Source organism: Rhizobium sp. Leaf453 (assembly GCF_001425605.1).
GTDB lineage: Bacteria > Pseudomonadota > Alphaproteobacteria > Rhizobiales > Rhizobiaceae > Pararhizobium.
Genome location: NZ_LMRG01000023.1, coordinates 173335 through 185649 on the forward strand (window position 1 = coordinate 173335; position 12315 = coordinate 185649).

Genomic DNA, 12315 nt, shown 5'->3' on the forward strand with positions numbered 1-12315 from the left:
CCCTCACCAACTTCGGCCAAGGGTTCGACTGCGTCTCACCCGGCCTTCGTATCCTCTCCCGCAAGGGGAGAGGTAGACTCCCGGCACCATCTCGCCTCATTCGGGGGGCGGTGATCGTGGCACCCCTACCTCTCCCCTTGTGGGAGAGGATAGTAAGCCCGCGTGAGACGCAGTCGAACGCTGGGCGCACTTGGTGAGGGGGGAGACTTGCCCCAGGCGCTAATGTCCTACCGCTTCACCAGCTTCAGCTTCTCACGCACTTCAGCTGGCCCGATGATCTTGGCGCCCATGCCCTCGATGACGCTGACTGCCTTTTCGACGAGCTGGGCATTGGTGGCGAGCTGGCCCTTGCCGACATAGAGATTGTCTTCCAGGCCGACGCGGACATTGCCGCCGGCAAGCACCGCCGCTGCCGGGTAGGCGAGCGCGTTGCGGCCGATCGAGAAGGCGGAGAAAGTCCAGTTATTCGGGACATTGTTGACCATGGCCATGAACGTGTTGAGGTCATCAGGCGCACCCCACGGAATGCCCATGCAGAGCTGGATCAGCACCGGATCCTCGATCAGGCCTTCCTCGACAAGCTGCTTGGCGAACCAGAGATGGCCGGTATCGAAGGCTTCGATTTCCGGGCGAATACCGAGATTGGTCATCATCTTGGCCATGGCGCGCAGCATCGACGGCGTGTTGGTCATCACATAGTCGCCGAGCGAGAAGTTCATCGTGCCGCAATCGAGCGTGCAGATTTCCGGCAGGCATTCGGCAACGTGCGACACGCGTTCGGTGGCGCCGGCCATGTCGGTACCATTCGGATTGAGCGGCAGCGGGCTCTCGACATTTCCGAAAATCAGGTCGCCGCCCATGCCGGCGGTCAGGTTCAGGACGACGTCGACATCGGCGGAGCGGATGAGGTCGGTGACTTCCTTGTAGAGGTCGTTGCGGCGGCTCGGCGCGCCGGTTTCCGGATCGCGGACGTGACAATGCACGATGGCGGCACCAGCCTTGGCGGCGTCGATGGCGGATGCCGCGATTTCCTTCGGCGACCTCGGCACATGCGGCGACTTGCCGGCGGTATCGCCGGATCCGGTAACGGCACAGGTGATGAAAACGTCGCGGTTCATGCTCAGTGGCATAAAAGCCTCCCCTTGTTCTTGTCCCCATTACGATCCAAGAATTTCCGTTCTGCTTTTCATTTCCGGATGTTTATTATACATTCTCGGAATTATGAGGTGGAGAGATCGTCTTGCTCGTGCCGAAGGAGGAAACCCAGCATATCGATCTGCTGGTGGTGCCGGAGACCAACCTGATTCTGGTTGCATCGGTGATCGAGCCCCTGCGCGCCGCCAACAGGATCGCTGGAAAAACGCTCTACAGCTGGACCATTTTCAGCCCGGACGGCCAGTCGATCGAGACGAAGAGCGGCATTCCGATTCCCGTCGCCGGCCCGTTCCGGCCGCAAAATGAGACTGCGCCCCTGTTCGTGCTGTCGAGCTACAACTGGCGGGCCTATGCGACGACGCAGCTGAAGATGCAACTGTCACGCACCGCCCGGCATCGCGAGGTCATGGCCGGGATCGAGGCCGGCTCCTGGATGCTGGCCGAGACCAGTCTGCTCGACAATTTCTCGGCCACCAACCACTGGGAGGATTTCGAGGATTTTGCGGCCGCCTATCCGCAGATCACCATGGTGCGCGAACGTTTCGTCATCGACGGCAAGCGCATAACGACGGGTGGTTCGCTGCCGACGCTCGACCTGATGCTGGAACTGATCCGCCGCCAGCATAGCTATTCGCTGGCGCTCGAAGTGTCGCGGCTGTTCATCTACGAGCAGGAGCGGACGAGTGGGGACCTGCTGCAGGTGCCGACGATCGGCAATATGCGCATCCTCGACGCGCGGGTGGATACGGCCGTCAAGCTGATGGAGGAGACGGTGGATGCGCCGCTGACGCTCACGCGTCTGGCCCGCCGCATCGGCGTCAGCGCCCGCCATCTGCAGGACCTGTTTCAGGAGACGATGGGTGTGGCGCCGCATGCGCATTACCTCGCGCTCCGGCTCAATGCCGCCCGGCGCAAGGTGATCGAGACGCGCGCCGATTTCGCAGATATTGCTGCGGCCACCGGCTTCAATTCGTCCTCGGCCTTTTCTCGCAGTTACCGCGCGCACTATCGCGAAAGCCCGAGCGAGACCCGCAAGCGTTTGAAGCTCAAGAACTGATTCAACGGTTTCAAGCGCTGATTCAAGCGGAGGCGGATCCGCGAATCGAATCAGAAGTTTGCCGTGTGTTGTGGAGAGAAAGAATCACTCGGCCTTCGGCTCAAGCCTGATCGTCCGGTCCTCTGTCATCATCATGAGCATCTCCTCTGCCACCTGCCTTGAAAGTGCGTTCTTCTGCCAGACCAACGACAGGCTCTGCATATAGCCGGGACCGAGCCGCAGCATCGCGGGAGCATTGCGCACACGGGCGGCCGAGCTTTCCGGAAGGACCGAGAGATAGCCGTGATCCATCACCAGATTGAGGATGACCGGGATGGAATCAACCTCGGTCAACGTCAGCCGGTTGCGCTCCTGATCGGTCAGCGTCGCCTCGATGAACCGGGTCGCCTGTTGTCGCAGGCCGCTCTTCAGGCTTGGCACCGCGATAGGATGGGATTGCAGCAGTCCTCGGACATCGTCGCCATGACGGGCGAACAGGGAGGCATGGCCGGCCAAGGCCAGCGGTGTGCGTGAGATCAGTGTGCCCTCGAACTCCGAGGGGAAGGTTTCGAGATCGAGCAAAACGACATCGAAGCGGCGGTTTTTCAATCCCGCAATGAGTTCGTCGGCGGTGGTGCTGGAGACGAACAGCGGCTGGCGCGGACGGGCGAGGTGCCATTCGGCGGTCAGTGCCGCCAGCATGCGGGCGATCTCGCTTTCCGGACCGAGCGGCATCACCGCGCCGAACCGCCAGGTCGCGGCGGCGCGACGGAACCGGTCGCTTGACGCCCGCGACAGCCGCCGCCAGACGTCCAGGAGCTCTTCAGCGATGGCGATGGCGGCAAGACCATGCGGCGTGCAGGAGATGCCCGACTGTGAACGGATGAGAAGATCGTAGCCGAGATCGCGCTCCAGTTCGCTCATCTGCCGGGTCAATTGAGGCTGGCCGGTGCCAGAGATTCGTGACGCGCCACGGATGCTGCCGCTGCGCGCCACGGTGACAAAACGATCGAGCGCGGCAAGGCTAACAGACGGTGTAGCACTGGAAAGTGGAGCGCTTCCGAGCGAAAGCAGGGAACGAATGGCGCGGTTCGCCGCCGCCAGATCCGCCATCCGGCTTTGCGCTTCCAGCGTCGGCACCAGCGTTCCGCCCTCACGGCGAACGAGCGGCACGGCAATCGCCGCCTCGAAGCGCTTGAGTGCCGCGCTGACGCTAGAGGCCGGCCGGCCGCTGACTTTGGCAACCCTGCGAATGCCGCGTTCTTCAAGGACCGCGTGAACGAGGGAAAGGGTGGCGATATCCATCAGGTCCTTCACGATCCGGCATGTCCGGATATGTACATCTTGCGTTTCGATTTTGGGATATATCACAAGCGGCGGGATTGGGCATAGCATGGCGGTCAACAAGGTGAGTCAAAGCATGCATGCATCGGTGAAAACCATTTTTCTGACAGGCAACCCGCTGGATTTTTCCGCCTTGGAAAAGATCGGCTCGGGTCAAGTCGTTCCGGTCGTTTCCGATCATTCCTATGCACGTGTCGATGCTGCTCACACCGTTATCGCTGACCGCATAGCCATGGGCCTGCCAGTTTACGGCGCGAACACCGGCGTCGGCTCGATGAAGGACCGGCTCTGGACGGTCGATGACCTCGGCGAGTTCAACACGGCGCTGGTCAAGGCCCATCATTTTGGCACCGGGCCATTGTTTTCCAAGGCCATCGTGCGCAAGGCGATCGCGATCCGCATCAACACGGCGCTCGGCGGCCGCACGGGCTGCAGCGTCGATCTGGTAAAGGCCTTCCTCGCTCTTCTGGAGCGCGGCGTCGTGCCGGCTGTGCACCGGCATGGCTCGATCGGTTGTGCCGATATCGGCCTGATGGGGCAGGTGGCCTCCGTGCTGACCGGCACCGGTGAGGCCTTTTTCGAGGAAGAGTTGCTGGATGCCGGCGAAGCACTTCGCCGCGCCGGCCTCGAGCCGTTCCAGATGCAGCCGCGCGATGCCTTGGCGGCTCTTAGCGTCAACGCGACAGCCTTTGCTGCCGCTGCCGATGTCATGCGCGAGGCGGCCTCCGCCATTCGTGTGCTGATGACCACCGGACTGATGTCATCGCTGGCGCTCGGAGCCTCAGCCGATCCTTGGCGAGTTGCTGCGACACTCGGAACGCGCGGCGAAGCGCTGGTCGGGTCGTGGCTTTACGGTCAATCCGATTGTGTCGATTGGCCCCTGCCGACGGCGATCCACGATCCACTCAGCCTGCGCATGACCGCGCAGGTCTTCGGCGCCGTCGTCGATACGCTGCTGGTGGCCGCCGAGCGGCTGGTCGATGCGACCTATCTCTCCGATGATAATCCTGTGGTTCTCGGCGGCCAGGTGCATGCCTCGGGCGCATCGCTGCCGCTGACGACGACGCTCTATATCGAGACCGCGCAAATCGCCTTCTCGCATGTGGCGCGCAACGTGCTCAACCGCTGCGTTCTCTTGTCCAACGGCGTGCGGCGCAATCTGCCGGTCAATCTCGTGGCACCGGGCGAAGTGGCAAGCGGCCTCGGGCCACTGATGAAGCTCGCCGTGGAACTCTACATGCGCGTCCAGTCGCTGGCCGTGCCGCTCTCGGCCCAGTCGATCGTCGTCGCCGGCGGACTGGAGGAAGAGGCGACCTTCCTGCCGCTGATTGTCGAACGCATGGAAACGCAGGTGCGCGACCTGCGCCAGATGGCGGCGATCGAGGCCATGCTGTCGGCTCAGGCGATCGATCTTCTCGGCGATAAGCCGCAGGGTGTGACGCAGATCGCCTATGAGCGGGTGCGTGCCGTCAGCCCGATCTATCTCAAGGATCGGCCGCTATCGAAGGAGATCGAGGCGCTCCATCACGATTTCGCCTGCGAGAAGCTGCTTGCGACGCTGATCGCGGCAGCCCCCATGCCTGAATTCGACGATTTCTTTGCGCTCGGCAAATAATCCCCCGGCAAATAATCAAGGATACGCGGATGTCTGATTTCGACCTGGTTTTGAAGGGTACCGTGGTTTTGCCGGATCGCATCGTCGAGAGCGGCCACGTGGCTGTGCGCGACGGCAAGATCTCTCTTGTCGGCCAGGGTGCCATGCCGGCGGCGCGCGAGCGTCACGATCTCGGCAAGGCGCTGATCCTGCCTGGCGCGATCGATGCGCAGGTGCATTCGCTGAGCCAGAAGGATCAGGAGGACTTTATCTGGTCGACGCGCTCGGCCGCTGCCGGTGGTGTGACGACGATCGTCGACATGCCCTATGACGAGGGCAATCTCGTCTGCTCGGCCGAGGCGGTGCAGCGCAAGATTGATCAGGCAGGACCACAGGCCCGCGTCGATTTTGCCCTCTATGGCACGGTCGATCCGGAGGAGGGGCCGGCGCGTATTGGCGAAATGGTCGAGGCCGGTGTTGCTGCCTTCAAGTTCTCGACCTTTGGCACCGATCCCAAGCGCTTTCCGCGCATTCCCGCCGCTCTGCTGGAAGAGTGTTTTGCCGCCATCGCGCCAACCGGGCTGACGGCTGGCGTGCATAACGAGGATGACGAGGCGGTGCGGGCCGCGATCGACAAGGTGAAGGCTGCCGGCATCACCGATTACCGCGCCCATGGCCTGTCGCGGCCACCGCTGACCGAACTTCTAGCGACCAACCAGATCTATGAGACGGGCGTCGCCACGGGCTGCCCGGCGCATGTGGTCCACTGCTCTGTCGGCCGTGGCTATGACATCGCCGCCGCCTATCGAGCGCAGGGTTTTCGAGCTACGATCGAGTGCTGCATCCATTATCTCGTCCTTGACGAAGAGAACGACGTGCGCCGACTTGGGGGCAAGGCGAAGATCAATCCGCCGATCCGGCCGCGCGCCGAGGTGGAAAAGCTCTGGCGGCATGTGGCCGACGGCACGGTGACGCTGGTTTCCACAGATCACGTCAGCTGGTCGGAAAACCGCAAGACCAATCCGGACATGCTCGCCAATGCCTCCGGCGTGCCAGGGCTCGAGGTCATGGTGCCGCTGTTCGTCAAGGGTGCGCTGGAGCGCGGCATTCCGCTGACGCGCGCGGCGGAGTTGATGGCGCTCAATCCAGCCCGGCATTTCCGGCTCGATCACCAGAAAGGCGCGCTGGAAGTCGGCAAGGATGCGGATATCGCGGTGTTGACGCCCGAGCCCTATACATACGACGCAGCGGAAAGCGGCAACAATGTCGTCGGCTGGTCGCCCTACAATGGCATCCGCCTGCCTTGGCGCGTGGCCTCGACCTACAATCGCGGCAATCGGGTGTTCGACGGCAATACGGTTATCGCCGCGCCCGGTGCCGGCCAATTCGTGCGACCGCTCGCCAGCCTGCCGTTGCGCGAGGCCGTTTGATGGCGGCTGTCGAGAGCAACCTTCCCGTCGATGCGACGCGCATCGCCGATATCATCAAGGGCCTCGCCCGCATCACCGAGCCTGACCGGCCCTATACGCGACGCGCCTTCACGCCGATCTTTCTCGAAGGCCGCGCTTTTCTGGAACAACGGTTCAAGGCGGCTGGTCTCGAAACCCGGATCGACGCGTCGGGCAATCTCATCGGCCGCCGCAAGGGCCGCAAGAGTGGGCTTGGCACGATCATGCTCGGTTCGCATTCCGACACTGTACCTGAAGGCGGCCGGTTCGACGGTATCGCCGGTGTTGCGGCCGCACTTGAGGTCGCGCAGGCGCTGAACGACGCGGGCAGCCGGCTGGACCACGATCTTGAGGTGGTGGACTTTCTCGCCGAAGAAGTGTCGATCTTCGGCGTCTCGTGTATCGGCAGCCGGGGTTTGGCGGGTCTCATCCCGGATGGGTGGTTGAACAGAACGCAAGGGGAACTCACTCTGCGTCAGGGCATGATTGACGCCGGCGGCGATCCCTCGCGGCTTGCCCGGCAGAAGCGCTCGGACATCAAGGCGTTTCTGGAACTGCATATCGAGCAGGGGCCGGTATTGGAGGCTGAGCGCTGCGATGTCGGAGTTGTCACCGCCATTGCCGGGATCACCCGCATCGAAATCCTGCTTGAAGGCCAGGCCGATCATGCCGGCACGACGCCGATGGGACGCCGTCGCGATGCCTTGACGGCGGCGGCGCGTATGGTCGCCGAGGTCGAGCGGCTGGGTACGGAGTTTTCGAAGGGCGAAGGGCATTTCACCGCCACCGTCGGCGAATTCTCCATCGAGCCGAACGCCGCCAATGTCGTGCCGTCACGCGCCCGTATCCTGATCGACGCGCGTGCCGAACTGCGCCCGGACATGGAGCGCTTCATCGGCGAGATCGACCAACTGGCCGTCGATATCCAGCGCGACACCGGTGTGACCATTGCTTCGCCGAAAATGATTTCGGACAATTTTCCGACGCCGGCTGATCCGCTGGTCCTGCGCAATCTCGAAGAGGCCTGCGGGCGCGTTGGCGCCAAGCATCGCCGGATGGCATCCGGCGCCGGTCACGACACGGCCTGGATGGCGCGCATTTCAAAGGCGGCGATGATCTTCGTCGCCTGCCGGGAAGGGCGCTCGCACACGCCGGACGAATGGGCCGAGAATGACGATATTGCGCTGGGCGCAGCCGTCTTGTTCGAGGCCGTGCGGAAACTGGATAGTGATTTGCAGGGAGAGCTCTGATGGGCCGGATATTGACTGAAAAAGACGTCGAAGCGGCGGTCAAGGGCGGCTCGGTCTATGCGGCCGGCGGCGGCGGCTGGGCCGATCACGGGCGCATGCTGGGCTATGCCGCCGTCTCGATCGGCAAGCCGGAACTGGTCTCGATCGACGAATTGTCCGACGACGACTGGGTGGCGACCGCAGCTGCCATCGGCGCGCCGGCTTCGACCACGCCCTGGGAAATGCGCGGCGTCGATTATGTCAAGGCGGTGCAACTGCTGCAGGACGCGCTGGGCGAGAAAGTGTCGGCCCTGATGGTCGGCCAGAACGGCAAGTCCTCGACGCTCAACGGCTGGCTGCCATCGGCCATTCTTGGCACGAAAGTGCTTGATGCCGTCGGCGACATGCGGGCGCATCCGACTGGCGACATGGGATCGATCGGCATGGCCGGTTCGCCCGAGCAGATGATCCAGACGGCAGTCGGCGGCAATCGGGACGAAAACCGCTACATCGAACTCGTCGTGCGCGGAGCGACCGCCAAGGTCTCGCCGATCCTGCGCACCGCCTCCGACATGTCCGGCGGCTTCATCGCTTCCTGCCGCAATCCGCTCAGGGCATCCTATGTCCGCAAGAACGCAGCCCTTGGGGGCATTTCGCTCGCCCTGACTCTGGGTGAGGCGATCATCGCCACGGAAGGCAGGGGCGGCAGCGCCGTCATCGATACGATCGCCAAAACCACCAATGGGACGATCTTGGCGGAAGGCGTCATCACCGACAAATCTGTCGTCTACACGAAGGAAGCCTTCGACATAGGAATCGTGACTCTGGGGAAGGGCGATGACTCTACGGTACTCCACGTCATGAACGAATACATGGCCGTCGAGGATGCCGGCGGCACGCGGCTGGCGACCTTCCCGGACGTCATCACAACGCTTTCGACCGATGGCGAGCCACTCAGCGTCGGCCAGTTGCAGGTCGGCATGACGATCTTCGTGCTGCACGTGCCGAAGACGGTCATCCCTCTCGCATCGAGCGTGCTCGATCCGAGCGTCTATCCATCGGTGGAAAAGGCGATGGGGATCGAGTTGGCGAAGTATGCGCTGGCCAAGTGACGGAGGTAGGTCGTGGCGCGCGATCAAGGGCTGGAAGAGCTGATCGAGGCTGAACTGGAGGACCTTCAAGGGCTTGTGCGAAAGCGCATGTTCGGCGGACTGGCATGGATGCTGGACGGCCATCTGCTCTGCGGGGCCAGTGACCGCGGCATGCTCCTCCGGCTTGGCAAGGGTAATGACGGCTGGGCGCTCGAGATCGACGGCGTCGCCGCGATGATCATGAGCGGTCGCAGGATGGAAGGCTGGGTGCGGGCCGGGCCGGATGCCTATGGCGACGACGCTTTGCGGCAGAGATTGCTGAACGGCGCGATTGCTTTCGTCAGGACTTTGCCTCGGGAGTAGCGAAGTGCGTGTTTCTCGGACGCTTCCCCTTTGAGGAGCGAGTGGGCGGCATGCCGCCGCTTCCTCCTCTCCGTCATGGTCGGGCTTGACCCGACCATCCATGACCCTGGGTATGGATCCTCGGCTCAGGGCCGCGGATGACGGAGCGGTGGGCCGGAAACGCTCCAAAAGAACGAGGGAGAGCTTTGCCTCTCCCCAAGATATAAATTCGACAGGAGAACACAATGCCCAAACCCAATCCCCGTCATCCCAATTTTCCAATCCCCGGCGGGCCGGAACTGCGCGCCAAGGGGTGGCGGCAGGAGGCCTTGTTGCGGCTGATGGAGAATGTGCTGTCTGTCGGCGAGGATCCGGACAACCTGATCGTTTACGCCGCACTCGGAAAGGCGGCGCGCAACTGGGCGTCGCACCGGGCGATCGTCAAGACGCTGCTGGAGATGGATGAGGACCAGACGCTGGTCATCCAGTCCGGCAAGCCAGTCGGTCTGCTCAAGACCCATTCCAGAGCGCCGCTGGTGATCATGGCCAATTGCAACATTGTCGGCCAGTGGGCGAAGGCCGAGGTGTTCTACGAGTTGGAAAAACAGGGGCTGATCTGCTGGGGCGGGCTGACGGCCGGCGCATGGCAATATATCGGCAGCCAGGGTGTCATCCAGGGTACCTACGAAATCTTCATGCGGATCGCCGAAAACCGGTTCGGCGGCGATCTGGCCGGCCGTTTCATCCTGACGGCCGGTCTTGGTGGCATGGGCGGCGCGCAGCCGCTGGCGGGGCGCATGGCGGGTGCAGCGATCCTGTGCATCGACATCGACCCGGTGCGCGCGGAAAAACGCAAGGCGATCGGTTACCTCGAGGAGATTGCTCCCGATCTCGATACCGCTTTGGCGATGATCGACCAGGCGGTGAAGGAAAAGCGGGCGACCTCGATCGGCCTCGTTGGCAATGCTGCGGCTCTCTATCCGGAAATTGCCCGACGCGGCATCGTGCCGGATATCGTCACCGACCAGACATCCGCTCACGACCTCGTCTACGGCTATGTGCCGAAGGGCATGAGCCTCGATGAGGTGAAACGCTTGCGGGTCGACGGGCAGGGGCAGTTGATGGCCGCCAGCCGCGCCTCGATCGTCGATCATGTCAAGGCGATGCTGGAATTCCAGGCCCAAGGCGCGGAAGTCTTTGACAACGGCAACTTGATCCGTACCCAGGCACGCGAAGGTGGCGTTACCAACGCCTTCGATATCCGCATCTTCACCGAAGCCTATCTTAGACCGTTGTTTGCCCGTGCCATCGGTCCGTTCCGCTGGATGGCCCTGTCCGGTGAGGAAAGCGATATCGCCCGGATCGACGACCTGTTGCTCGACATGTTCCCGGACAACAAGATCATCACCAACTGGATCCGGCTGGCGCGCGAGAACGTGCCGTTCGAGGGTCTGCCGGCGCGTATCGCCTGGCTTGGCCATGGCGAGCGCACGCAGCTTGCCGTCGCCGTCAATGCTCTGGTTGCCTCCGGCGAACTGAAGGGGCCGATTGCCTTTTCCCGCGATCATCTCGATGCCGGCGCCATGGCCCATCCCAACATCATGACCGAGCGGATGAAGGATGGGTCGGATGCCATTGCCGACTGGCCGCTGCTCGATGCCATGCTGCTCTGCTCGTCCATGGCCGATCTCGTCGTCGTCCATTCGGGCGGCGGCGGTTATGCTGGCTACATGACCAGTTGCGGCGTTACCGTCGTTGCCGATGGCACCGAAGCGGGGGCGGAGCGACTGAGCCACGCGCTGACCAACGATACTTCGCTCGGAGTCATCCGCTATGCCGATGCCGGTTACGAGGAGTCGATGGACGAGATCGGCAAAAAGGGGATCGGCTACGTCGCCCTCGACTGATGCGTCACGGTGACAATTGTTTCCTTGCGCCGGATGCCGCAACCGCATGAATTGATGGCCTGACATCAATGGCGGCGATAACCGGAGGCAAGAGATGGACATGTCCACAGTCGAACGCGATCTGCGTATTCCAACGTTCGAGGACGTCAAGCTCGCCCGGCATCGTATCGATGGCGTTGCCCATGTGACGCCGGTTCTGACCTCCAGAACTGCGGATGCAATGGCGGGAGCCAGCCTGTTCTTCAAAGCGGAAAACCTGCAGCGGGCCGGAGCCTTCAAGTTCCGGGGTGCTTATAATTCGGTCGCCGCGCTCGACCCGGCCGCACGCGCCAACGGCGTCGTCGCCTTCTCGTCCGGCAACCACGCGCAGGCGCTGGCCTACGCCGCCCGTCTGCACGGGATTTCCTCTTTCATCGTAATGCCGAAGGATGCACCTGCTATGAAGGTGGCGGCAACGCGCGGCTACGGCGCCGAGGTTGTGTTCTATGATCGCTATACCGAGGATCGCGAAGAAATCACGCAGCGGATTGCCAGGGAGCGCAATGCCACGATCATTCCGCCCTTCGACCATGCGGAGGTCATTGCGGGGCAGGGAACTGCCGCGCTGGAACTGATCGAGGAGCTCGGTGCACTCGACTATCTCGTCGTTCCGCTCGGTGGCGGCGGATTACTCGCGGGCAGCGCACTCAGCGCCCGGGCGCTCGCACCCGGCTGCAAGGTCATCGGCGTCGAGCCGGAGGCTGGCGACGATGGACGGCAATCGCTGCAAAAGGGCGAGATCGTTACCATTCCCGTGCCGAAATCGATCGCAGATGGGGCTCTCACCACCGCTATCGGACGGCACAATTTTCCGATCCTGAAACAGGACGTCGACGACATCCTGACGGTGAGCGATACGCAGTTGATCGAAACCATGCGCTTCTTCGCCGAACGGATGAAGATCATCGTCGAGCCGACCGGATGCCTTGCCGCCGCCGCTGTGCTGCAAGGGGTTCTTGCCTGCAAGGGGAAACGTGTCGGCATGGTTCTCAGCGGCGGCAATGTCGATCTGAAGACGTTTGGTGCGCTTCTTGAAGGGAAGTAAATCGCCGTTTGTCTTCATCCAATCTTGGCGCGAAGTTCCGTTCTGATTCAACTTTTCAGTTTCGTCTTTCGGGCGTATTCTTCTT

At 62.6% G+C, this 12315-nt stretch carries 10 protein-coding genes; 8 read left to right on the forward strand and 2 right to left on the reverse strand.

Annotated features, from left to right (window positions below):
• Positions 1-227: 227 nt before the first annotated feature.
• A complete protein-coding gene (locus ASG68_RS19010) occupies positions 228-1130 on the reverse strand; it encodes a 3-keto-5-aminohexanoate cleavage protein (protein ID WP_062579891.1) in 903 nt (300 codons plus the stop codon).
• Positions 1131-1240: 110 nt separating this feature from the next.
• On the opposite strand from ASG68_RS19010, the gene ASG68_RS19015 reads away from it, so the two are divergent.
• Positions 1241-2212 (forward strand): GlxA family transcriptional regulator, encoded by a 972-nt coding sequence (locus tag ASG68_RS19015; RefSeq protein ID WP_062579893.1) that lies wholly within the window; start codon positions 1241-1243, stop codon positions 2210-2212.
• A gap of 84 nt (positions 2213-2296) precedes the next feature.
• Here ASG68_RS19015 and ASG68_RS19020 read toward each other — a convergent pair whose 3' ends face one another.
• Positions 2297-3496, reverse strand: coding sequence for a LysR family transcriptional regulator (locus tag ASG68_RS19020; RefSeq protein WP_062579895.1), 1200 nt, complete (start codon positions 3494-3496; stop codon positions 2297-2299).
• A 115-nt stretch (positions 3497-3611) separates the two neighbouring features.
• Here ASG68_RS19020 and ASG68_RS19025 point away from each other — a divergent pair, with 115 nt between their 5' ends.
• From ASG68_RS19025 to ASG68_RS19055, 7 genes are all read left to right on the forward strand, one after another.
• Positions 3612-5150 carry an aromatic amino acid lyase gene (locus ASG68_RS19025; protein WP_062580881.1) on the forward strand — a complete coding sequence of 513 codons (1539 nt, stop codon included), beginning with the start codon at positions 3612-3614 and terminating at the stop codon, positions 5148-5150.
• Between the two features lie 29 nt (positions 5151-5179).
• The gene (locus ASG68_RS19030; RefSeq protein ID WP_062579896.1) at positions 5180-6559 is read left to right on the forward strand and encodes a dihydroorotase; all 1380 of its coding nucleotides are present in this window, start codon (positions 5180-5182) and stop codon (positions 6557-6559) included.
• The gene (locus ASG68_RS19035; RefSeq protein ID WP_062579898.1) at positions 6559-7827 is read left to right on the forward strand and encodes a Zn-dependent hydrolase; all 1269 of its coding nucleotides are present in this window, start codon (positions 6559-6561) and stop codon (positions 7825-7827) included. The genes ASG68_RS19030 and ASG68_RS19035 overlap by 1 nt, the downstream gene beginning before the upstream one ends.
• A complete protein-coding gene (locus ASG68_RS19040; protein ID WP_062579900.1) occupies positions 7827-8918 on the forward strand; it encodes a DUF917 domain-containing protein in 1092 nt (363 codons plus the stop codon). The genes ASG68_RS19035 and ASG68_RS19040 overlap by 1 nt, the downstream gene beginning before the upstream one ends.
• A 12-nt stretch (positions 8919-8930) precedes the next feature.
• Positions 8931-9260 carry a TfoX/Sxy family protein gene (locus ASG68_RS19045; RefSeq protein WP_062579903.1) on the forward strand — a complete coding sequence of 110 codons (330 nt, stop codon included), beginning with the start codon at positions 8931-8933 and terminating at the stop codon, positions 9258-9260.
• Between the two features lie 224 nt (positions 9261-9484).
• Positions 9485-11146, forward strand: a complete 1662-nt coding sequence (locus ASG68_RS19050) for a urocanate hydratase (protein ID WP_062579905.1) — start codon at positions 9485-9487, stop codon at positions 11144-11146.
• A gap of 100 nt (positions 11147-11246) precedes the next feature.
• Positions 11247-12230, forward strand: a complete 984-nt coding sequence (locus ASG68_RS19055) for a threo-3-hydroxy-L-aspartate ammonia-lyase (RefSeq protein WP_244484279.1) — start codon at positions 11247-11249, stop codon at positions 12228-12230.
• Positions 12231-12315 lie beyond the last annotated feature (85 nt).

Bases quoted from the DNA above. Each gene is read 5' to 3' on its own strand.
- ASG68_RS19035 (WP_062579898.1), top strand. From the start codon at position 6,559: ATGGCGGCTGTCGAGAGCAACCTTCCCGTCGATGCGACGCGCATCGCC.
- ASG68_RS19030 (WP_062579896.1), top strand. From the start codon at position 5,180: ATGTCTGATTTCGACCTGGTTTTGAAGGGTACCGTGGTTTTGCCGGAT.
- ASG68_RS19020 (WP_062579895.1), bottom strand. From the start codon at position 3,496: ATGGATATCGCCACCCTTTCCCTCGTTCACGCGGTCCTTGAAGAACGC.
- ASG68_RS19055 (WP_244484279.1), top strand. From the start codon at position 11,247: ATGTCCACAGTCGAACGCGATCTGCGTATTCCAACGTTCGAGGACGTC.
- ASG68_RS19040 (WP_062579900.1), top strand. From the start codon at position 7,827: ATGGGCCGGATATTGACTGAAAAAGACGTCGAAGCGGCGGTCAAGGGC.
- ASG68_RS19050 (WP_062579905.1), top strand. From the start codon at position 9,485: ATGCCCAAACCCAATCCCCGTCATCCCAATTTTCCAATCCCCGGCGGG.
- ASG68_RS19010 (WP_062579891.1), bottom strand. From the start codon at position 1,130: ATGCCACTGAGCATGAACCGCGACGTTTTCATCACCTGTGCCGTTACC.
- ASG68_RS19025 (WP_062580881.1), top strand. From the start codon at position 3,612: ATGCATGCATCGGTGAAAACCATTTTTCTGACAGGCAACCCGCTGGAT.